Origin of the sequence: Actinoplanes sp. NPDC051851 (assembly GCF_040681165.1) — a bacterium.
Lineage (GTDB): Bacteria > Actinomycetota > Actinomycetes > Mycobacteriales > Micromonosporaceae > Actinoplanes.
Map to the genome: position 1 here is coordinate 98,868 of NZ_JBFAYF010000027.1, position 22,279 is coordinate 121,146.

The 22,279-nt window shown below is 71.3% G+C and carries 15 protein-coding genes; 2 read left to right on the plus strand and 13 right to left on the minus strand.

Annotated features, from left to right (window positions below):
- Positions 1 to 16 precede the first annotated feature (16 nt).
- The gene (gene pepN, locus AB0M08_RS25015; protein WP_364497676.1) at positions 17 to 2,512 is read right to left on the minus strand and encodes an aminopeptidase N; all 2,496 of its coding nucleotides are present in this window, start codon (positions 2,510 to 2,512) and stop codon (positions 17 to 19) included.
- 235 nt (positions 2,513 to 2,747) lie between these two features.
- Between pepN and trpS the strand changes: the two genes are divergently transcribed.
- Positions 2,748 to 3,731 carry a tryptophan--tRNA ligase gene (gene trpS, locus AB0M08_RS25020; RefSeq protein ID WP_364497679.1) on the plus strand — a complete coding sequence of 328 codons (984 nt, stop codon included), beginning with the start codon at positions 2,748 to 2,750 and terminating at the stop codon, positions 3,729 to 3,731.
- Positions 3,732 to 3,735: 4 nt separating this feature from the next.
- Here trpS and AB0M08_RS25025 read toward each other — a convergent pair whose 3' ends face one another.
- The 10 genes from AB0M08_RS25025 to AB0M08_RS25070 all read right to left on the minus strand — a co-directional run bounded on the left by AB0M08_RS25025 (position 3,736) and on the right by AB0M08_RS25070 (position 16,587).
- A complete protein-coding gene (locus AB0M08_RS25025; protein WP_364497682.1) occupies positions 3,736 to 4,185 on the minus strand; it encodes a GNAT family N-acetyltransferase in 450 nt (149 codons plus the stop codon).
- Between the two features lie 57 nt (positions 4,186 to 4,242).
- Positions 4,243 to 5,763, minus strand: coding sequence for a GTPase ObgE (gene obgE / locus AB0M08_RS25030; RefSeq protein WP_364497685.1), 1,521 nt, complete (start codon positions 5,761 to 5,763; stop codon positions 4,243 to 4,245).
- A gap of 96 nt (positions 5,764 to 5,859) precedes the next feature.
- On the minus strand, positions 5,860 to 6,126 hold the full coding sequence (gene rpmA, locus AB0M08_RS25035) for a 50S ribosomal protein L27 (protein WP_364497687.1): 267 nt from the start codon (positions 6,124 to 6,126) through the stop codon (positions 5,860 to 5,862).
- An 8-nt stretch (positions 6,127 to 6,134) separates the two neighbouring features.
- Positions 6,135 to 6,449, minus strand: a complete 315-nt coding sequence (gene rplU, locus AB0M08_RS25040; RefSeq protein WP_364497690.1) for a 50S ribosomal protein L21 — start codon at positions 6,447 to 6,449, stop codon at positions 6,135 to 6,137.
- Between the two features lie 242 nt (positions 6,450 to 6,691).
- Entirely contained in the window at positions 6,692 to 9,937 is a 3,246-nt protein-coding gene (locus tag AB0M08_RS25045) for an Rne/Rng family ribonuclease (RefSeq protein WP_364497692.1), read from the minus strand.
- A gap of 131 nt (positions 9,938 to 10,068) precedes the next feature.
- The gene (locus AB0M08_RS25050) at positions 10,069 to 10,803 is read right to left on the minus strand and encodes a TIGR03936 family radical SAM-associated protein (RefSeq protein ID WP_364497742.1); all 735 of its coding nucleotides are present in this window, start codon (positions 10,801 to 10,803) and stop codon (positions 10,069 to 10,071) included.
- 51 nt (positions 10,804 to 10,854) lie between these two features.
- The gene (locus tag AB0M08_RS25055; protein ID WP_364497695.1) at positions 10,855 to 12,798 is read right to left on the minus strand and encodes a TIGR03960 family B12-binding radical SAM protein; all 1,944 of its coding nucleotides are present in this window, start codon (positions 12,796 to 12,798) and stop codon (positions 10,855 to 10,857) included.
- A 36-nt stretch (positions 12,799 to 12,834) separates the two neighbouring features.
- A complete protein-coding gene (locus tag AB0M08_RS25060) occupies positions 12,835 to 13,179 on the minus strand; it encodes an STAS domain-containing protein (RefSeq protein ID WP_364497698.1) in 345 nt (114 codons plus the stop codon).
- An 88-nt stretch (positions 13,180 to 13,267) separates the two neighbouring features.
- Positions 13,268 to 15,760 (minus strand): SpoIIE family protein phosphatase, encoded by a 2,493-nt coding sequence (locus AB0M08_RS25065; protein ID WP_364497700.1) that lies wholly within the window; start codon positions 15,758 to 15,760, stop codon positions 13,268 to 13,270.
- Positions 15,761 to 15,789: 29 nt separating this feature from the next.
- Positions 15,790 to 16,587 (minus strand): alpha/beta hydrolase, encoded by a 798-nt coding sequence (locus AB0M08_RS25070; protein ID WP_364497703.1) that lies wholly within the window; start codon positions 16,585 to 16,587, stop codon positions 15,790 to 15,792.
- A gap of 231 nt (positions 16,588 to 16,818) precedes the next feature.
- Here AB0M08_RS25070 and AB0M08_RS25075 point away from each other — a divergent pair, with 231 nt between their 5' ends.
- Positions 16,819 to 18,108: a hypothetical protein gene (locus AB0M08_RS25075; protein ID WP_364497705.1), complete on the plus strand. Its 1,290-nt coding sequence runs from the start codon at positions 16,819 to 16,821 to the stop codon at positions 18,106 to 18,108.
- On the opposite strand, the gene AB0M08_RS25080 is transcribed toward AB0M08_RS25075, so the two are convergent.
- Both AB0M08_RS25080 and ileS read right to left on the minus strand, forming a co-directional pair.
- The gene (locus AB0M08_RS25080; protein ID WP_364497744.1) at positions 18,109 to 18,783 is read right to left on the minus strand and encodes a lysophospholipid acyltransferase family protein; all 675 of its coding nucleotides are present in this window, start codon (positions 18,781 to 18,783) and stop codon (positions 18,109 to 18,111) included.
- A 137-nt stretch (positions 18,784 to 18,920) separates the two neighbouring features.
- On the minus strand, positions 18,921 to 22,031 hold the full coding sequence (gene ileS, locus AB0M08_RS25085) for an isoleucine--tRNA ligase (protein ID WP_364497708.1): 3,111 nt from the start codon (positions 22,029 to 22,031) through the stop codon (positions 18,921 to 18,923).
- Positions 22,032 to 22,279 lie beyond the last annotated feature (248 nt).

Genomic DNA, 22,279 nt, shown 5'->3' on the forward strand with positions numbered 1-22,279 from the left:
AAACCGGCGAATCAGGTCATCCACGGGCCTGCAGGGCACGCCGCATGTCGTCGTCGGCGTCCTGCACCACGCGGCGCAGCAGCGGGTGCAGATCCGGGCGGGCCAGCAGCTCGGCGGCGTGCCGCCGGGCCGTCGCCGAGACCGCCACCTCCGGGTACGCCGCCACGGCCACCTTCTCCGCGCTCATCCCGTTGCGGATCCGCAGCATCTCCGGCATCTGGGCGAAGTACCGCTCGACGTACGGCATGAGCAGGGCGAGCTGCTCCGGATGCCAGAAGCCGAGCGCGGTGACCTGGGTGAGCCGGTTGGAGAGCGTGGCGTCCCCGACGATGGCGGTCCAGGCCGCCTCCTTGGCCGCGGGCTCGGGCAGTGCGGCGTGGCAGCGGGCCGCCCACTGCTGTCCGCCGGCGCTGCGGTCGACGGCCAGCTCCGCGTCGATCGCCGCCGCGTCCGCCGCGCCGAGGATGACCAGCCGGTAGAGGATCAGCCAGCGCAGGTCGGTGTCGATCGCCAGGCCGGCCGGCACACCCGCGCCGTCCAGCCAGCCGCGCAGCCGGGTGGTGTCCACCGAGGAGCCGATCAGCCCGCGGGCCGCGGCGAGCTGCCGGGAACCGCCGGCCGGCGAGGCGGCGAGCAGCCGGTCGGTGGCCTGGGCGACCAGATCCAGCGCGGCCGGGCGGGTCTCCGGGGTGGCGTACCGGTCGACCAGGCCCCGGGTGATCCGCAGCACATCCTCGATGATCACCACCTCGGTCTCCACCGGCAGCGCGGCGAGGACCAGGGTGACCAGCTCGGCGACCGGGCGCTCGCCGTCCACCACCGCGTCCAGGGTCGAGGCCCAGATCACCGCGCGGGCCAGCGAGTCGTCCAGCAGCGGCAGCAGCATCGGAACGGTGGCGGCCGAGTCGTCGTCCAGCCGGATCTTCGCGTACGCGAGATCCCCGTCGTTGAGCAGCAGCAGGTCCGCCGCGCGCACCCCCGCCAGCTCGGGCAGCACGGTCCGCCCGGCCGCCTCCACCTCGACCTCCAGCAGTTCCCGCCGGACGACCGTGCCGCCCGCGGTGTGGTCGTAGAGCCCGATCCCGATCCGGTGCGGCCGCAGCGTGGCGTACCCGTCCGGCGCGGTCTGCACCACGGCCACCTCGGCGTACACGTCCCCGTCGCGCACCACGTCGAGCCGGAGCGTGTTCACCTGGGCCCGCCGCAGCCAGACCTCGGCCCAGGCGGTCAGGTCCCGGCCGCTCGCCTTGGCGAGCGCGCCGAGCAGATCGGCCAGGGTCGCGTTGCCGTAGGCGTGCGCCGCGAAGTGCTCGTTCAGCCCGGCCCGGAACGCGTCGTCGCCCAGCCACGCGACCAGCTGCTTGAGCACGGCGGCGCCCTTGGCGTACGAGATCCCGTCGAAGTTGAGCAGTGCCGCGTCGGTGTCCACCACCGCGGTGGGCGCGACCGGGTGGGTGGACGGCCGCTGGTCGGCGCGGAGCCCCCACGACTTGCGGTGCATCGCGAAGGTGGTCCAGGTGTTCCGGTATTGGGTGGCCTCCCCGGCGACCCGGGTGCCGAGGTACTCCGCGAAGGACTCGTTCAGCCAGAGGTCGTCCCACCAGGCCATGGTCACCAGGTCGCCGAACCACATGTGCGCCATCTCGTGGGCGATCACGTTGGCCCGGCGCTCCCGCTCACTCTCGGTCACCGCCGAGCGGGGGATCAGCTCGTCCTGGAAGACCACGAGGCCGGGGTACTCCATCGCGCCGAAGTTGAACTCCGGGGCGAACGCCTGCTGGTAGTGGCCGAACGGGTAGCGGATCTCGAACATCTCGTGGAACCGGTCCAGGCACTGCTTGGTGATCTCGAAGATCTCCGGCGCCTCGGCGTCCAGCTGGGTGGCGAGCGCCGCCCGGGCGTAGAGCGCCAGCGGGATGCCGTCGTGCTCGTCGGTGCGCACGTGCCACGGCCCGGCGATCATCGAGGCGAGGTAGGTGGCGATCCGCTCGGTCGGCCCGAACTCCCAGCGCCCGCCCTCCCGGCGCAGCAGCCGCCCGTTGGTGGCGACCACCCACTCCTCGGGCGCGGTCACCGCGAGCTGGAAGGACGCCTTGAGGTCGGGCTGGTCGAAGCAGGGCAGCACCCGCCCGCCGTTGTTGATGAACAGGTGCTGGTAGAGGTAGACGCCGCCGTCCGCCGGGTCGACGTACCGGTGCAGGCCCTCGCCGTTGTTCGAATACCGCATGGTCGCGTCCACGACCAGCTCGTTCTCCTCGGCCAGCCCGGTCAGCGCGAGCCGTGACCCGGCCACCGCGGTGTGCCCCACCGGCTCGCCGTTCAGCGTGATCGACCCGATCACGGCCGGCTCGAACTCCAGGAACGTCGACGCGCCGGGCCGGGCCCGGAACCGCACGGTCGTCCGGGACCGGAACGTGTCGCCGGGGTCGGTGAGATCCAGGTCGACGTCGTATTTCCGCACGTCGACGGTGGACGCCCGGTCGGCGGCCTCGGCACGGGTGAGGGTCGGCATGACGATAATCATGCCCGCCTGGGAGCGCTTTCCGTGCACCCGGGTCTGTTAGCCTCGGCTCATGCGCGCGTTCGGTCTCCAGTGGTGGCGCCCCTGACGGGGCGGCACTCCCACGCACGCGTTTTTCCGCGGCCGCCCGAGTTCCGGGCGGTCGTGCTGCGTTTCCAGGGCAGGCTCTCGGGACCGGTGTGGTCATCCGTACCGCAAGAATCCGCACCGCAAGAAGGAGCCCACCGTGACGACGACCCTGACCCGGACCCGGCGCCTCACCGGTTTTCAGCCCACCGGGCACCTGCACCTCGGCAACCTGCTGGGCGCCCTGCGCCCGTTGATCGCGGCGCAGGAGACCACCGACTCGATCGCGATGATCGTGGATCTGCACGCGATGACCGTCGAGCACGATCCGGCCGCGCTCCGCGCCTACGTGCTGGAACAGGCGACGATCATGCTGGCCGCCGGGGTGGACCCGGCGCGCACCCCGATCGTGGTGCAGTCCCAGATCCGCGAGCACACCGAGCTGCACTACCTGCTGGAGTGCGTGGCGGTGCACGGCGAGGCGGCCCGGATGATCCAGTTCAAGGAGAAGTCGGCGGCCGGCGGCACGGTCCGGCTCAGCCTGCTGACCTATCCGGTGCTGATGGCCGCGGACATCCTGCTCTACGACACCGCGGAGGTACCGGTCGGCGAGGACCAGACCCAGCACCTGGAGCTCGCCCGGACGCTCGCCACCCGGTTCAACGCCCGCTACGGCCGGACCTTCACGGTGCCCGAGGGGGTCCGCCCGGAGGCCGGTGCCCGGATCATGGATCTGGCCGACCCGCAGCACAAGATGGGTAAGAGCACGGTGAGCGGTGCCGGGCGCATCGGGCTGCTGGACCCGCCCGAGGTGATCCGGAAGGCCGTCGCCCGGGCCGCCACCGACACCGTCGGCGTGGTCCGGCGGGATGCCGAGCACCAGCCCGGCGTCACCAACCTGATCGACATCCTGGCCGCGTGCGGCGGTCGCGAGCCCTCCGATCCGACGTCCTACGCCGCGCTGAAGCGGGACGTCACCGACGCGATCGAGTCGCTGCTCGCGCCGATCAGGGCGCGCTACGCCGAGCTGGCGGCGGACCCGGCGCACGTCCGCGAGATCCTGGCGCGGGGCGCGGCCACCGTTCGTCCCACCGCGGCATCCACGGTACGGCGGACCCGGGCGGCCCTGGGCCTACTGGGCTGAGGGCCTACTGGACCAGCGCGGGCATCCGCTTCTCGAAGCAGACGCTGGACCGGCTGCGGGCGTACTCGCCGAACGCCGGGATCTGGTGGTACCCCGACGACTGGTAGAGGGCGATCGCCGCGGACAACGACCGGCCGGTCTCCAGACGGATGACCGGGCGGCCCGCGGCGAGCGCCTCCTCCTCGATGGCGACGATCATCTGCCGGGCCAGGCCACGGCCCCGGAACGCGGGGCGGACGTACATCCGCAGCATCTCGGCGGCCCCGTCCTCCAGGGCCCGCCACGCGCCGCAGGCGACCGCCCGCCCGTTCACGAAGCCGATCAGATACTCCACGTCATCGTGCGGCTCGAACATCTTCGCCGCACCGGCACCGGCGCCGGCCGTCTCCCGCTGCTGAGCGGTGATCAGGGCGGCCAGTTCCGGGTCGAGAGCGGGACGGATTTCGATCAGCACAGACGTGACTCTAGGTGATGACCGTTTCCGGCGGGTTGCGCGGAACTGACCTATGCCCTATTCGCCGGTGTCGTCCGCGTCATCGTCGTCCTCGTCGTCCTCGTCGGTGATCAGGACCGGTGCCTTCGCCATGGCGATGCTGGAGACCGTGCCGTCCGCGGCCATGTGCGTGACCTGGTCCTCGAAGCGGACCCGGCGGGCCTTGCGGGCGGCGAGCCGCTGCGCCGCGGAGGGCCGGGTGTCCAGCTCCTCCAGGCGGGAGTCAGTGCCGCGCGGGCCGGAGACGTACTCGCCGGCGTTCGGCTGCCAGTCGAACTCGCGGGTGCCGATCCGGACCGGGTCGCCGGCCTGGGCGCCCAGCTTGCCGAGCTTGTCCTCGACGCCGAGCCGCTCCAGCCGGTCCCCGAGGTAGCCGATCGCCTCGTCGTTGTCGAAGTTGGTCTGCTTGATCCAGCGCTCCACCTGGGCGCCGCGGATCACGAAGACGCCCTCCTCGTCCTTCTCGATGGTGAAGCCGGTGTCGTCGACGGCGCGCGGCCGCAGCACGATCCGGGTCGCCTCGACCACCGGCTTGGCCGCCCGGAAGTCGGCGACCGCCTTCGCCAGCGCGTAGTTGAACTCCTTGAGACCCTCCCGGGTCACCGCGCTCACCTCGAAGACCTGGTAGCCGCGGGCCTCGAGATCGGGGCGGACCATCTCGGCGAGGTCCCGGCCGTCCGGGATGTCGACCTTGTTGAGCACCACGAGACGGGGCCGGTCCTCCAGCCCGCCGTACGCGCTCAGCTCGGCCTCGATCGCGTCCAGGTCGGCCAGCGGGTCCCGCTCGATCTCCGGGGTGGCCGCGTCCAGCACGTGGACCAGTACCGAGGTCCGCTCGATGTGCCGGAGGAACTGCATGCCGAGTCCCTTGCCGGTGGCCGCGCCCGGGATCAGGCCGGGCACGTCAGCGATGACGAACGTCTGCTCGCCGGCCTGCACCACGCCGAGGTTCGGCACCAGAGTGGTGAACGGGTAGTCGGCGATCTTCGGCTTGGCCGCGGAGAGCACCGAGATCAGCGACGACTTGCCGGCCGACGGGAAGCCGACCAGGCCGACGTCGGCGACGCTCTTCAGCTCCAGCACCACGTCCAGCCGGTCGCCCGGCTCGCCGAGCTCGGCGAAGCCCGGCACCTTGCGGCGGGCGTTCGCCAGCGACCGGTTGCCCCGGCCGCCACGGCCGCCGCGGGCCACCTCGAACTCCGTGCCGATGCCGACCAGGTCGGCCAGGACCTCGCCCTCCGGCGTCTGCACGACGGTACCGTCCGGCACCTTGAGGACCAGGCCCTTGCCGGTCGCGCCGTCCCGGTTCGCACCCGCGCCGCCGCCACCGTTGTTCGCCTTGACGTGCGGGTGGAAGTGGAAGTCCAGCAGGGTGTGCTGCTGCGGGTCCACGACCAGCGTGATGCTGCCGCCGTGGCCGCCGTCACCGCCGTCCGGCCCGCCGAGCGGCTTGAACTTCTCCCGGTGCACGGAGGCACAGCCGTGGCCACCGTCACCCGCCTGCAGGTGCAGCACGACCCGGTCGACGAACGTGGTCACGGCTCAACTCCTCTTGCCTGGTGTCTTTCTCAAAACAGAAGCGGGCCGTGGACCTCGTCGAGGTCCCGGCCCGCTTCGGCAGTCTGTCCGGAAGTGTTACTCCGCCGCGACCGCGACCGGCACGATGCTGACGGTCTTGCGACCGCGCTTGGTGCCGAACAGGACGTTGCCCGCGGAGAGCGCGAACAGCGTGTCGTCGCCGCCACGGCCGACCAGGTCGCCCGGGTGGAACTTCGTGCCGCGCTGACGGATCAGGATCTCGCCGGCGCTGACCAGCTGACCACCGAAACGCTTGACGCCGAGGCGCTGAGCGGCGGAGTCACGGCCGTTACGCGAGCTGGATGCACCCTTTTTGTGAGCCATGGCTGCGCCTACTTCCCGCTGGAGATGCCGGTCACCTTGACGCGGGTCAGCGGCTGACGGTGCCCCTGGCGCTTGTGGTATCCGGTCTTGTTCTTGAACTTGTGGATCCGGATCTTCGGACCCTTGGTGTGCTCGGCAATCTCGCCGGACACCGTAACGTTGGCAAGCTTGGCCGCGTCGGTCACCAGGTTGTCACCGTCGACGAGGAGGACGGCAGCGAGAGTCAGGGCATCGCCGGGGGCACCGACGAGCTTCTCGACCTCGATCACGTCGCCCTCGGCAACCTTGTACTGCTTGCCGCCGGTCTTGACGATCGCGTACATCGACGCGGACTCCCTGAGACTTACGCAGCCGGAAGACTGCTGGCGGATACTGCTGGGATCCCGGCTGGCGCCAGAGGCGCGCACGGAACAGGCGCCGAAAAAGCGCCGTTGGCAAGCCTACTTCATCGGCGTGCCGACGCCAAAAACGGGGTTGTTCCTCACCGTGCGGGACTGCTGCCCCGCCCGGCAAACCGGACTTACCGGGAGACCCGGCTCGGTGAGCCGGGTCTCCCACTTCACATCTACGGCCGGGTACGCCGTCGGGTGCTGCTGCGCCGGGAGCGGCGGCGGCCGGTGCCCGCGCCGACCCCGTCGTCGTCCTCGTCGTCCTCGGCCGCGTCCGGGTCGTCCACGCCGGCCAGGCGCATCGGCTCCGCGTCGGCCTCGGGGTACTCCGCGCCGTTGTTCTCGGACGTCTCGTACCGGGACAGGTCGTAGCCGCTGATGTCGTAGTCGTCGTCGGCGTTCGAGACCGTCACGGCGGGCTTCACGGCCCGGACCACGCCGGAGCCGATGACACCGGAACCGGCGACCGGAGCCACCACCTCCGCGGCCGGAGCCGCCACGACCGGGACCTCGGCGACCGGGGCCTTGGCGGCCGGAGCCTTGGCGGCCTCCGCCGGCGGAGCGGCCTCCTCGGCGACCGGGACCTCCGCCACCACGACCTCGGCGGGCGTCACCGGCTCGGTGAGGACCTCGGCCACCGGCTCGGCCGGCGCGCTGTCGCCGCCACGGCGACGTCGCGACCGGCTGCTGGTCGCCGCCGGCTGCTGCTGCACCGGGGTCTCGGTACGCACCGCCGCCGCCACCGCCTTGACCTGGGTGACCGCCCCGCCGTTCTGTCCGGTCCGCTTCTCCGGAACCGGCTCGGCGTGGATCGTCAGGCCGCGGCCCTTGCAGTGGTCGCAGGTCTCGCTGAACGCCTCGAGCAGTCCGGCGCCGATCCGCTTCCGGGTCATCTGCACCAGTCCGAGCGAGGTGATCTCGGTGACCTGGTGCTTGGTCCGGTCCCGGCCCAGGCACTCGGTGAGCCGCCGCAGCACCAGGTCGCGGTTGCTCTCCAGCACCATGTCGATGAAGTCGATCACCACGATGCCGCCGAGGTCGCGCAGCCGCAGCTGGCGCACGATCTCCTCGGCCGCCTCCAGGTTGTTGCGGGTGACCGTCTCCTCCAGGTTGCCGCCCGCGCCGGTGTACTTACCGGTGTTGACGTCGACCACGGTCATCGCCTCGGTTCGGTCGATCACCAGGTGACCGCCGGACGGGAGGAAGACCTTGCGGTCCAGGCCCTTGAGGATCTGCTCGTCGATCCGGTGCTCGGCGAAGACGTCGGCGGTGCCCACGTGCCGGTGCAGCCGCTCGACCAGGTCCGGGGAGACCGAGTCGAGGTAGTCCTCCACCGCGGCGTACGCCTGCTCGCCCTGCACCACCAGGGAGCGGAAGTCCTCGTTGAAGAGGTCCCGCACCACCCGGATGACCAGGTCGGGCTCCTCGGAGAGGGCACGCGGGGCGTTGCCCTCGGCCGCCTTCGCCTGGATGTCCTCCCACTGCGCCTGCAGCCGCTTGACGTCGCGGGCCAGCTCGTCCTCGCTGGCGCCCTCGGCCGCGGTCCGCACGATCACGCCCGCGCCGTCCGGCACCAGCTTCTTCAGCACGTCCCGGAGCCGCTTGCGCTCGTTGTCCGGCAGCTTGCGGCTGATCCCGGACGCGTTGCCGTTCGGCACGTAGACCAGGTGCCGGCCGGAGAGCGCGATGTGGCTGGTCAGCCGGGCGCCCTTGTGGCCGATCGGGTCCTTGGTGACCTGCACCAGCACCGAGTCGCCGGAGCGCAGCGCCTGCTCGATCGAGCGGGCCCGGCCCTCCAGCCCGGTCGCGTCCCAGTTCACCTCGCCGGCGTAGAGCACCGCGTTGCGGCCGCGCCCGACGTCGACGAAGGCCGCCTCCATGCTCGGCAGCACGTTCTGCACCTTGCCGAGGTAGACGTTGCCGACCATGGTGCCGGAGGTGGCCCGGGCCACGTAGTGCTCGACCAGGATGCCGTCCTCGAGCACGGCGATCTGGGTCCGGTCGGCCTTCTGCCGGACGACCATCACCCGGTCGACCGCCTCGCGGCGGGCCAGGAACTCCGACTCGCTCAGGATCGGCGGGCGGGTCCGGCGCTGCTCGCGGCCGTCCCGGCGGCGCTGGCGCTTGGCCTCCAGCCGGGTCGAGCCGGAGACGCCCTGCACCTCGTCGCTGGTACGCCGGGGCTCGCGCACCCGGACCACGGTGTGCACGCCGTCCTCGATGCCACCGGTGTCGGCGTCACCGCTGGAGCCCTTGCGGCGACGGCGGCGGCGCCGGCGGGTGACGCCGTCGCCCTCCTCGTCCTCGCCGGTCTCCTCGTCGGCGGACGCCTCGGCCTCGCCGTCCTCGGGCTCGTCGCCCTCCTCGGCATCGCCCTCGGCGTCGTCGGCCTCGTCGGACGGGCCCTTGCCCCGGCCACGGCCACGGCGCCCGCGGCGACGGCGGCGACGGCCGCCGAGCTCGTCCTCGTCGTTCTCGTCGTCGGCGCCGTCCTCGACGTCGTCGGCGGACTCGTCGGCCTCCTCCAGCGCGGGCTCGGCCTCGGTCACCACGGCCTCGGCCGGCTGCTCCTCGGCGGCGCCCCGGCGACGGCGGCGGCTGCGGCGGGTGCCCTCGGCGGGCTCCTCCGCGACGGGCTCCGGCGTGGCCGGGGCCGTGGTCTCGGGCTCGGCCGGAACCGCCTCGGCGGCGGGCTCGGCGGCGACGGCGGGCACGGCAGGAGCGACCGGCTCGGCGGTGCCACGGCGGCGACGGGTCACCGGCGCGGGCGCCGGCTCGGTCGCCTCGGGCGGCATGAAGAGCACGGCCGGGGGCAGCGCGGCACGGCGGGCCCGGGTGGGCTTGGCCGGCTGTTCCTCGACGAAGTCGTCGTCGAGCGGGAGGACACCGACCACCGGAACGGCGGTCTCGTCCTCCTCCTCGTCCTCGGCCGTCTCGGCCACGACCGGCTCCACCGGGGTCGCGGCCGGGGCCGGGGCCTCGGCGGGAGCGGCCTCGGCCACCGGCTCGGGCACGGCGACGGCCTCGGCCGGCGGCTCCGGCTCGGCGACCGGCTCGACCTTCTTACGGCGGGCGCGGGTGGCCTTCTTCACCGGCGGCGGGGTCTCGGCGACCTCGGCCACCGGACCGGCTTCGGCGACCGCCTCCGGCGCCTCCGCTGCCGGGGCCGCCGCCTTGCGGCGACTGCGGGTGGCCTTCTTCACCGGGGCGGGCGCCGGCTCGGCGCCCGCGACCTCCTCGGCGGAGACGGGCGGGGTGGTATCGGTATCGGTCTCGGGCGGGGGCGCCACCGCTTTACGGCGCGGGGCGCGCGTGCGGCGTGCCGGGGTGGTACCTGTGGCGGTATCGCCGGGCGGCGTGACTGCTCCGTCCCGTTCACCGCCCTGTTCACCCAGGTTGACTGGGGGCTCGTTATCGAGCATGGGCGCTCTCCAGTTCTGGCGGCCCCGGGCGCGGGTGAGCGCTGCCACGCAGGGTCGCTGCAAGTGTTTCGGGCCCGTCCGAGGCGGACGGGCTGCCGAAGTCTGTCCAATGGACGCCGGCCGGATCCCGGCTAGCGTCCGCCGATGCCGACGGCCTCGCGATCCGCCTCCAACGGATCGACGATCTCCCCCTGCGCGGTGAGTGTGCCCTGGGCCAGCCGGGTCACCCTCGCGGGGACCGGCGGCTCCAGGCCGGCCACCACGCGCAGGCCGGAAAGGACGTCATCGGGCCGCACGGCGGGCGTCACCTGCCGTACGACAAGGTCGATTATCGCACACGGTACTCCACCGGCCCCGGAAGGTAGGTCCGGCGCTCCTTCCACCATGCACCCGACGACCGCGGCGCGCGCGTCGAAGGAGCGGCGGCCCTGCTTGGTCATGCGTTCGACCAGCACCTCGGACGAGTCCAGGAACGCGGCGACCGCCTTCTCCGCGTCGCCGGTGCCGACACCGGTGAGCTCGATCCGCCAGCGGGAGGCCTCGAGCCGGTCGGGCAGGTTACCCGGTCCGGCGAGCACGGCCTCCAGCACGTCGAGGCCGGGTGAGAGCGCGGCGTCCAGGGCGATCCGTAGCTGCTCCGGGTCGACCTCGGCCTGCAGACCGATCTCCAGGTACTCCGCCTCGCTGCCGACGCCGGTAGGCGCGGCACTGGCGTACGAGATCTTGGGGTGTGGGGTGAAGCCCTGCGAGAAGGCGATGGGCACGGCGGCCCGGCGCAGCGCGCGCTCGAAGGCACGGGCGAAGTCCCGGTGTGAGGTGAAACGCAGCGGACCGCGCTTCGCGTAGCGAAGGCGGATCCGCTGCACCACCGGGGCCTGACCGCCCACGGGTTGGTTCTTCGGGGGAATCTCTGTCTCCTAAGCGGGGACCCTCAGGTGGTTAACCGGGGTCAGGGGAAGAAGCTTCTTGCCGGTCGGGCCGATCTGGATCTCGGTGTCCATCGACGGGCAGACGCCGCAGTCGAAGCACGGCGTCCAGCGGCAGTCGTCCTGCTCGAACTCGGACATCGAGTCCTGCCAGTCCTGCCAGAGCCAGTCCTTGTCGAGGCCGGAGTCGAGGTGGTCCCAGGGCAGCACCTCGGCCTCCTCGCGCTCCCGGGTCGTGTACCAGTCCAGGTCGACGCCGAAACCGGGGAGGACCGTGTCGCAGGCCGCCACCCAGCGGGCGAAGGAGAAGTGCTCGGACCAGCCGTCGAACCGGCCGCCCTGCTCCCAGACCTCGCGGATGACCTTGCCGACCCGGCGGTCACCGCGGGAGAGCAGGCCCTCGATCAGCGAGGGCTCGCCGTCGTGGTAGCGGAAGCCGATCGCCCGGCCCAGCGACCGGTCGCTGTTGATCGCGTTCTTGAGCATCTTGAGCCGGCCGTCGATCACCTCGGGCGTGTCCATCTTCGCCCACTGGAACGGGGTGTGCGGCTTGGGCACGAACCCGCCGATCGACACCGTGCAGCGGATGTCCTTGGTACCGGCGGCCTCGCGACCGGCCCGGATCACCTCGTGCGCCATCTCGGCGATCTCGAGCACGTCCTCGTCGGTCTCGCTGGGCAGGCCGCACATGAAGTAGAGCTTCACCTGCCGCCAGCCGTTCGAGTACGCCGTGACCACGGTCCGGATCAGGTCCTCCTTGGTCACCATCTTGTTGATGACCTTGCGGATCCGCTCCGAGCCCCCCTCCGGCGCGAAGGTGAGGCCGGTCCGCCGCCCGTTGCGGGACAGCTCCTGCGCCAGGTCGATGTTGAACGCGTCGACCCGGGTGGACGGCAGCGAGAGCGAGACGTTGGTGTCCTTGTACTGCTCGGCCAGGCCGGAGCACATGTCGCCGATCTCCGAGTGGTCGGCGCTGGAGAGCGAGAGCAGGCCGACCTCGCTGTACCCGGAGAACTCCAGGCCCTCCTTGACCATCTGGCCGACCGTGGTGATCGACCGCTCCCGCACCGGGCGGGTGATCATGCCGGCCTGGCAGAACCGGCAGCCCCGGGTGCAACCCCGGAAGATCTCCACCGCATACCGCTCGTGGACCGTCTCGGCGAGCGGGACCAGCGGCTTCTTCGGGTACGGCCACGCGTCCAGGTCCATCGTCGTCCGCTTGGCCACCCGGAACGGCACGTCCGGACGGTTCGGCACGACCCGCTGGATCCGGCCGTCGGGCAGGTAGTCGACGTCGTAGAAGCGCGGCACGTAGATGCTCTCGGTCCGCGCCAGGCGGAGCAGGATCTCGTCCCGGCCTCCCGGGCAGCCCTCGGCCTTCCACTCCCGGATGATCCCGGTGATCTCCAGGACCGCCTCCTCGCCGTCGCCGAGCACGGCGGCGTCGATGAAGTCGGCGATCGGCTCCGGGTTGAAGCTGGCGTGGCCGCCGGCCAGGACGATCGGGTCGTCGACCGTACGGTCCGCGCTGTCCAGCGGGATCCCGGCCAGCTCGAGCGCGCTGAGCATGTTGGTGTAGCCCAGCTCGGTGGCGAACGAGAGCCCGAGGACGTCGAACGCCTTGACCGGGCGGTGCGCGTCGACGGTGAACTGCGGGACGCCGTTCTCCTTCATCAGCGCCTCGAGGTCCGGCCAGACCGAGTACGTCCGCTCGGCGAGCACGTCGGGCTGCTCGTTGAGCACCTCGTAGAGGATCTGGACGCCCTGGTTGGGCAGGCCCACCTCGTACGCGTCCGGGTACATCAGAGCCCACCGGACGACCGTGGCGTCCCAGTCCTTGACGACGGCGCCGAGCTCGCCACCCACGTACTGGATCGGTTTGCTGACCCGGGGCAGCAGCTGCTCGAGCTGCGGGAAGACGGAACTCACGCTCATGGGTGTCCAGGGTACGCGAGGGCCCGCCGGGCGGCGTTATCCGTCCAGTTCCGCGGCCGCCCGGTCCAGGTCGGTGGCGAGCAGATCGGTCCGGAACGCGCAGAGCTGCAACGTCATCGCCGCCGCGCCCCGCTCACCGACCACCAGCTTGATCGGCTTGCCCCGTTCGTCCAGTTCGCCGACGATCAGGTCGAGCAGCCGGACGCCGGCGCTGTCCAGGAACGAGACGGCGGTCAGGTCGATCAGCACGGCGTCGGCCATCGTGGTGTGCGCGACGATCACCCGCCCCAGGTCGTGCGCGTTCGCCAGGTCGATCTCGCCTTGAAGACGAACCAGCTCGGCCGTCCCCCGGCGGGAGAAGCTCACCCACTGGTCGGTCATCAGGCTGTGCCCACCTTCGTCATGCCCTCCCGGCCCTCGCGGGCGAAGCCGTCGTCCGCTCCGGGTGGGTGCCGCTCGGTGCAGTCGGTCATGACATGTCCCCTCGATAACGCCGCATGGTGACCGTGGTCCCGTCGCCCCGGTCGAACAGCACCTCATCCATGGATTCCTCGATCAGCATCAGGCCGCGGCCGCGGACGAACGCGTTCCCGCGCCAGCTGCCCCGGTCGGCGACCCGGATCTCCACCGTCTCGTCGGTGATCGTGGCGGAGACCTCGACCACCCCGAACGGGTCGTCCCGGTACCCGTGCTCGATCGCGTTGGCGACCGCCTCCGAGCAGCCGAGCAGCACCGCGTTCACGCAGTCCTGGTCGACCTCGTGCGCGCTCATCCACTCCCGCAGGTCGGAGCGGAGCAGCGCGATCTGCAGCGGGTCGGCGCCGAGCATCCGCTCCAGCCGCTCCTCGGTACCGAGCGTGATCGCGAGCAGGCAGACGTCGTCGCGGTGGTCCCGGCCGACCATGGTGTCGGCGAGCCCGGCGGTGAGGCCCTTCATCGGCGCGCCGCGCAGCCGGCTGAAGGCCCGGTTGAGCACCTCGAATCCGCGGTCGATCGGCCGGTCCCGGCGCTCCACCAGGCCGTCGGTGTAGAGCAGCAGCCGGCTGCCCGGGCGCAGCCGGATCCGCTGCTCGGTCCGGCGCCGGTCACCGGCGCGCGAGCCGAGCGCACCGGAGCGGCCCTGGGTGAGGAACTCGGCGGCACCGGCGGGCGCGTGCAGCAGCGGCGGCAGGTGCCCGGCGCAGGCGTACGCCATCTCCCCCGCCACCAGGTCGATCTCGGCGTAGACCACGGTCGCCATCCGGGCCGACTCGACCCGCTGGCAGAACCGGTCGAGGCCCTCCAGCAGCCGGGCCGGTCCGTTCTCGGCCGAGGCCAGCGCCCGGATCGCGCTGCGGAGCTGCCCCATCGTGCTGGCCGCCTCCAGACCCCGGCCGACCACGTCGCCGACCACCACGGCCAGCTTGTTCGGGGTGATCAGGAAGGCGTCGTACCAGTCGCCGCCGACCTCCAGGTCCTGCGCGGCGGCCTGGTAGTGGGTCTCCACGGTGAACCGCGGGTCGCCGCTGGGCACGTCGGCGGCGAGCAGGCTGCGCTGCAGGGTACGGGCGACCACCCGCTCCTGCTCGTAGAGGCGGGCGTTCTCGATCGCCAGCCCGGCCCGGTCGGCCAGTTCACCCAGGAAGATCCGGTCGGCCTCGGCCACCCGGCGCTCCGGCATCCGCAGGGAGAGGGTGCCGAGCACGTGACCACGGGCGGTGATCGGGAGGACCGTACAGCCGAGGCCGTCACCGTCGGTGGCGAAGACCGGCGCCACCGCCCGCGTCGCCTCGGCGATCCGCCCGGCCAGCAGGTCCTGGTCCGGGGCGGGACCGCCGAGCTCCTGGACCAGCCCGGCCGGGCCGACGTGCAGGCGGACCGTCGCCCAGTCGGCGATCTCCGGGACCACCCGCCCGAGCAGCCGGCGGGTCCGCTCCATCAGCCGGTGCTCCTCGTCGAGGGCCCGGTTCGTCTCGGCCAGGAAGGTGGCCCGCTCCTCCCGGCGGCGCAGGTCGTCGTAGAGCCGGGCGCGGTCCAGGGCCTGGCCGGCCTGCTGGCCGAGCAGCCGGATCACCCGCAGCTCGCCGTCGTCCAGGACCCGCTCCGCGGTGAAGCTGAAGGCCAGCACGCCGAGCACGGTCACCCCGCCCTGCTCCTCGGCCGGCCCGGTGGTCAGCGGCAGCAGCACCACGGTGTGCCGGCCCGAACTCCGCATGGTGGTGGCGAGGTCCGGGAAGTGCCGGTCGGCGTCGAGCCGGCTGCCGATCACGTGCAGGTCGCCGCGGCGGGCCACCTCGGCCACCGCCCGCTCCGAGGAGCGCGGCATGTCGTCCCAGTTGCCGGTGGTCGGATCGGTGGAGGCGACCGCGATCAGCTGGTCCCGCTCCGCGTCGACCAGGTAGATGCTGGTGCTCGCCGCGCCGAAGGCCGGCTCCGGCGCCCGCACCACGGCCTCGGCCACCTCGGCCTCGGTGGGCGCGGCGGCCAGGTCCGCCACGATCTGCTGCAGCACCTGTACGCGCTTCTCCGAGGCCTCCGCGGCCCGGCGCTCCTTGAGCAGCTCCCGCTCGTATCTCCGCCGCTCGGTGGCGTTGAACACCATGGTCCGAATGATCCTCGGCGCTCCTCCGGCGTCCCGTTCCAGTACCGCGTTCACCAGGACGGGCAACCGGCGGCCACCGGCGCCGACCACCTCCAGGGCGATCTCGTGGACCTCGTTCTGCATCGCCAGCAGCGGCGCGTAGTGGGTCTCGTGGTAGATCTGATCACCCGGAGTGAGCAGATCACGGAACCGCCGGTGACCGACCAGGTCGGCCCGGGAGTATCCGGTCCAGGTCAGGAAGGTCTCGTTGACCCGGACGACGGTGCCGTCCGGGAGCGTCGTCAGATACCCGCACGGCGCATGCTCGTACAGGTCCTCGGGATCGTCGTCCCAGGGCAGTCGTAACTCATTCGTCACGTCCGGCCCGCCAGTCTCACTCACGCCACCGCTCCGCCGATCATGCCCGCTGTTTACAACCAGGACTTGATCGCGTCAACCGTTTCGCCCGGCGCGCTCAGATTCGGACAGTGACCGGTCGCGTTGAGCGCGGTGAACGTGCTCTCGGCGGTGTGCTCGTGGACGTACTCGCCGACCACGGTGGGCGCGATCACGTCGTCCGAGCACTGCAGGATCAGCGACGGGACCCGCAGCCGGGGCAGGTCCGCCCGGTTGTCGGAGAGGAAGGTGACCCGGGCGAACTTCTTGGCGATCTCCGGGTCGGTCCGGCAGAAGCTGTTGGTCAGCTCCTCGCCGAGCTCCGGCCGCTCCGGGTTGCCCATGATCACCGGGGCCATCGCGCTGGACCAGCCCAGGTAGTTGCTGTCCAGCGACTCCAGCATCTGGTCGATGTCGGGGCGGCCGAACCCGCCGAAGTAGCCGTCCGCGTCGTCGTTGATGTACCGCGGCGACGGGCCGATCATCACGATCCCGGCGAACCGCTCCGGCTGCCGGATCGCGGCCAGCACGCCGATCATCGCGCTCACCGAGTGGCCGACGAAGACGACGTCGCGCAGGTCGTGCTCCTCGACGATCTCCAGGATGTCGGTGGCGTACCCGTCGAGAGTGGAGTACCGGTCGTCGGAGTAGGCCGCCAGGTCGGACTTCCCGTTCCCGACGTGGTCGAAGAGCACGATCCGGTGGGTGTCCTCGAACGCCGGCGTGACGAACCGCCACATGTTCTGGTCACAGCCGTAGCCGTGCGCGAAGAGCATCGGCCGTCCGGACGCGGATCCGGTCACCGTGACGGCGTTTCTCTGCGTGGTGCCCATGTGGTGCACGCCCTCCCCAGTACGTGTGATCAAGCCGACTTGCGGGTTCATCGAACACGATGCTCCGTCAGGTCCGGGTAACCATACGACTCCGGAGCGTTTCGCACATCGCCCTCCTTGTCCGCCATTCGTGGCCCCCGGGTGTATCCGGCCCGCCCGTCCCATTGGCGAACCGTCCCTAACCTGGGTGAAGACGTTTGCTCAGCGGGGTGTGGAAGGAGATCGAAAAGTATGGCCGACGTGGACCCGGGTGACCGCACCCCGGCGGCCGGAATGCCCGACCCGACGCGTGACGCCGTTTCCGGCGACGAACCGCCGACCAGTCACCTCCCGCCGACCGCGGATCTGCCGCCCCGGTGGAGCGGCGCGGCGGCGGTGCCGGAGACGGGACCCCGGCGGTCGGTCTGGGCCCGGCTGCGCGAACGCGTCACCGGCACCCCGGCCGCGGCGGCACCGGCCGACGAGTGGCCGACCATGCCGGCCGTCGACCCGTGGGCCGGCCAGGACACCCCGATCTGGAACAGCGCCGACCTGACCGGGCTGGCCGACCTGCCGCCGACCAGGTTCGACCTGCCTCCGGTGGAGAAGGCGGCGCCGGTGGAGAAGGCGGCGCCGGCCAGGAGCGGGTCATCCGCCGACCGGGCGGGCAGCCCGTGGCCGGACGTCTCACCGATCACCGCTCCGGCGCGTTCGGACGTACCTCAGAAAACCATGCCGCGACCGGGAACCTACCCACCTCCGGCGAGTGGCAGCGGCCTGCCACCGGCCCCGAAGCCGGCGCCGGCCCCGCAGACCTGGACCAGGGCTCAGCAGTGGTGGCGCAAGGCGCGCGGCGCCGCGCAGGCTTCGGTGGCGCCCACGCCGAAGCCGCAGCCGCAGCCGGCCCCGCCGCGAATACCCGTGCAGCCCCGCCCGCCGGCGCGACCGGACGGATGGCCGCCGCCGGACATGCGGAAGAAGCGGCGGCGGCGGTTCCGGCCACGGCGCGCGCTGCTGCTGATCCTGGTGCTCGGTGCTCTCTGGTTCGGCGCGCCCTACGTCTACGCCGAGTACCCGGCCCTGGGACAGTTCCCGGCGACGGCGTCACTTCCGGACACCTTCGCCGACCTGACCCTGAAGGCCGACGAGGCGAGCCGGAAGGCGGTCGAGCGCCTGGCCGAGCAGCTGAACGACGCCGGCTCGTCCGGTGACGCGTTCGCCGGGGTGTACGGCGACGGCAACGGCAAGCGGGTCACCCTGTTCGGCGTGACCGGCTGGCGGTTCACCCCGGGCTCGGACGTGACCGGCCAGCTCGCCCGGGTCGCCACGCTCTCCGACGTCCGGGAGTACGAGATCGACGAGTTCGGCGCGTACGAGAGCTGCGGCGTCGGCCGGGTGAACGACGTGTCCACGGTGGTCTGCACCTGGGCCGACCACGGCAGCATGGCGACCGTGCTGCTGACCCGGCGTTCCCTGGACGAGAGCGCCGCGCTGGTGGCGAAGCTGCGCGGCGAGGTGCTCAGCCCCCGGTTCGGGGCCTGATCAGGCGGCCTCGTCGCGCTTCGGCGCGTACCGGGGGATGTACTCCTGGCCGGTGAGCTTCTGGATCTCGGACATCACCTGGTCGGTGAGCTCGCGCAGCGCGGTGCGGTCGTCACTGCGGCCGACGGTGTCGATCGGCTTGCCGAACTTGACCGAGATGACGCCGCGCATCGGCTTCGGCACCAGCCGGCCGATCGGCTGCACCTTCTCGGTGCCGATCATGCCCACCGGGATGATCGGCACCCCGGCGGCGACGGCCAGCCGGGCCACGCCGGTGCGCCCACGGTAGAGCCGGCCGTCCGGCGAGCGGGTGCCCTCCGGGTAGACCGCGACCAGGTCGCCGCCCTGGAGCGCCGGGATCGCGGCGTCGAACGCGGTGAGCGCGGCACGGCCACCGGCCCGCTCGACCCGGATCGCGCCGAGGCCCTCCATCAGCGTGCGGTTCAGGAAGCCCTTGACGCCCGTGCCGGTGAAGTAGTCGGACTTGGCCCAGAACGCCAGATGACGTGGCACCACCGCGCCGAGGAAGAGCTCGTCGGCGACGGAGAGGTGGTTGCCGGCGAAGATCGCGCCACCCGTCGCGGGCAGGAACTCCAGGCCCTCGACGTGCGGCTGCCAGCCCACCATCAGCAGATTGCCGACGGTGACCTTGCCGATCGAGTAGAGCAGCGGCAACTCGTCCTCCGGAACCATGGTGCCTGGTGAATGGGGTGCTGTGAGGTTATCGGAACCGGGGCCGGATGTACCTAATGATCTTGTGCCGAGCCCGGACATTCGCCACGTCAGGCGAACATCCGGACCCGTCGGTTACATCACACTGCGCGTACGGACACCGTGATCGGCTCACCGTCCCCGACCTCACCGGCGAAACCGGTGGTGCCGGCGTACGAGAGTCCGGTCGCCAGGGTCTCGCCGGCGACGAACTCCCGGTGCGCCTCGACCGCGACGCGGACCGTCTCCGCGGCCTCGATCACCAGGGTGATCCGGTCCGAGACGTCCAGGCCGGCGTCCCGGCGGGCCTGCTGCACCACCCGGATGACATCGCGGGCCAGCCCCTCGGCGAGCAGCGCCGGGGTGACCGCGGTGTCCAGGACCACCACGCCCGCGCCGCCGGGCAGCGGGGCGGAGTTCTCCGCGTCCGCGGCGACCAGCTTCAGCTCGTACTCCCCCTCGGCCAGGGTGACGCCGGCCGCGACCGGGGCGCCGTCGGCCAGCTCCCACTCGCCGGCCTTCACCGCCTTGATCACCTGCTGGACCTGCTTGCCGACCCGGGGGCCGAGCGCCCGCGGCACCACGGTCAGGACCTGCCGGCAGTACGCGGCCACGTCGCCGGTGAAGACCACGTCCTTGACGTTGACCTCGTCCTTGAGCAGGTCGCCGAGCGCGGCGATCCCGGTCGCACCGGACGAGGCGACGGTCAGCGTGGCCAGCGGCAGCCGGACCCGCAGCCCCTTGGCCTTGCGCAGCGAGAGCGCCGCGCTCGCCACGTCCCGGATCGCGTCCATCGAGGCGACCAGGTCGTGGTCGGCGGGGAAGTCGCCCGCCGAGGGCCAGTCGGTCAGGTGCACCGAGCGGCCGCCGGTCAGGCCGCGCCAGACCTCCTCGGCGGTCAGCGGGGCGAACGGGGCGACCACCCGGCAGAGCGTCTCCAGCACGGTGGCGAGGGTGTCGAACGCGTCCTCGTCCCCCTCCCAGAAGCGGTCCCTGGACCGGCGGACGTACCAGTTGGTCAGCGCGTCGAGGTAGGAGCGCACCGCCGCGGCTGCACCGGAAATATCGTATTCGTCCATTTTTGCCTGGACGTCGACGATCAGCTCGCCGGTCTTCGCCAGGACATATCGGTCAAGCAGGTGTTGCGAGTCTGTCCTATTTTTCGCTACATAGCTCGAAGCGTTTGCATAAAGACTGAAGAAGTACCAGACGTTCCAGAGCGGCAGCAGCACCTGCCGCACCGAGTCCCGGATCGCCACCTCGGTCACCGGCATGTCCCCGCCCCGGAGCACCGGCGAGGACATCAGCATCCAGCGCATCGCGTCCGACCCGTACGTGTCGAACACCCGGTACACGTCCGGATAGTTGCGCAGCGACTTCGACATCTTCCGGCCGTCCTCGCCGAGCAGGATGCCGTGGCTCAGGCAGTTCCGGAACGCCGGCCGGTCGAAGAGCGCGGTGGCCAGCACGTGCATGGTGTAGAACCAGCCGCGGGTCTGCCCGATGTACTCCACGATGAAGTCACCCGGGTAGTGGTGCTCGAACCAGTCCTTGTTCTCGAACGGGTAGTGCACCTGCGCGAACGGCATCGACCCGGACTCGAACCAGCAGTCCAGCACCTCCGGCACGCGCCGCATGACGGACTTCCCGGTCGGGTCGTCCGGGTTGGGCCGGGTCAGCTCGTCGACGTACGGCCGGTGCAGATCCTTGATCTCCACCCCGAAGTCACGCGCCAGCTCCTCGTAGGAGCCGTAGACGTCCACCCGCGGATACTGCGGATCGTCGGACTTCCAGACCGGGATCGGCGAGCCCCAGAACCGGTTCCGGGAGATCGACCAGTCCCGCGCGTTCGCCAGCCACTTGCCGAACGAGCCGTCCTTGATGTGCGACGGCGTCCAGGTGATCTCCTGGTTGAGCTCGACCATCCGGTCCCGGAACCGGGTCACCGCCACGAACCACGACGACACCGCCTTGTAGACCAGCGGGGTGTCGCAGCGCCAGCAGTGCGGGTACGAGTGCGTGTACCCGTCGTGCCGGAGCACCACGCCGCGCTCCTTGAGCACCGCGATCACCGGCTTGTTCGCCTCGAAGACCTGCATGCCCTGGAAGTCCGGGACGAGCGAGGTGAACCGGGTCGCCTCGTCCACGGTGACCACGGTCGGGATGCCGGCCGCGATGCAGGCGTTCTGGTCGTCCTCACCGAACGCCGGGGCCATGTGGACGACGCCGGTGCCGTCCTCGGTGGTCACGAAGTCCGCGCCGAGCACCTGGAAGGCGTTCTCCCCGGCGGGCTCGACCAGGTAGTCGAACAGTGGGGTGTACCGGCGCCCGACGAGATCCCGGCCGAATACCGATCCGACCCGCTCGTAACCTTCCAATTCCTTGGCATAGGCACCCACGCGCGCCGCGCCGACAAGCAACTTTTGTCCAGATTTATCGGATAAAACCGCATATTCGATATCCGGGCCGACCGCCAGCGCCAGGTTCGACGGCAAGGTCCACGGCGTGGTGGTCCAGACCGCGATCTTCTCGCCGGTCTCCAAGGTGAAGAACACCGTTAAAGCGGGATCAGTCCGGTCGCGGTAGACATCGTCCATCCGTGTCTCGGTGTTCGACAGCGGCGTCTCACATCGGAAGCAGTACGCGAGGACCCGGAACCCCTCGTAGACCAGCCCCTTGTCGTGCAGCGTCTTGAACGCCCACATGACCGACTCCATGTAGCCGGGGTCGAGGGTCTTGTAGTCGTTCTCGAAGTCCACCCACCGCGCCTGCCGGGTGACGTACCCCTGCCAGTCGTTGGTATAGGCCAGCACGGACGTCCGGCACGCCTCGTTGAACCTGTCGATGCCGAGGTCGACGATCTGCGCCTTGGTGGTGATGCCGAGCTGCTTCTCCGCCTCGATCTCGGCCGGCATGCCGTGGGTGTCCCAGCCGAAACGCCGCTCCACCCGCTTGCCGCGCATCGTCTGGTAGCGCGGCACCAGGTCCTTCACGTACCCGGTGAAGAGGTGCCCGTAGTGCGGCAGCCCGTTCGCGAACGGCGGGCCGTCGTAGAACACGTACTCGTCGGCGCCGTCGTCACCGGCCGCCCGCTGCTCGACGGAGGCCTCGAACGTCTTGTCCGCCGCCCAGTGTTCCAGGACCGCGCGCTCGACCGCGGGCAGATCCGGGCTGGCCGGAACCCCGGTCGCGTCGGTGTGCTGGGGATACATGGTGCTCCTCAAACAGTCATCGCCATGACTGCGAGGACGAGCGGTCTTCCCGCCCGCGGTACCACCTCGCTTGGCCTCCCCTGACGGAGACGCCCGCTCATTCGCCGGCTGCCGCGCGTGCCGGTCCGCCCGGGTCTAATCGAGCTCGCGCTCTTTCTTCCGGTGGCTCCCCGGTGATGGCCGGTTCATCGCCTGCGTCCCGACAACGATACCGGCCGCCCCCGGATTCCCTCACGCGCATTACCACC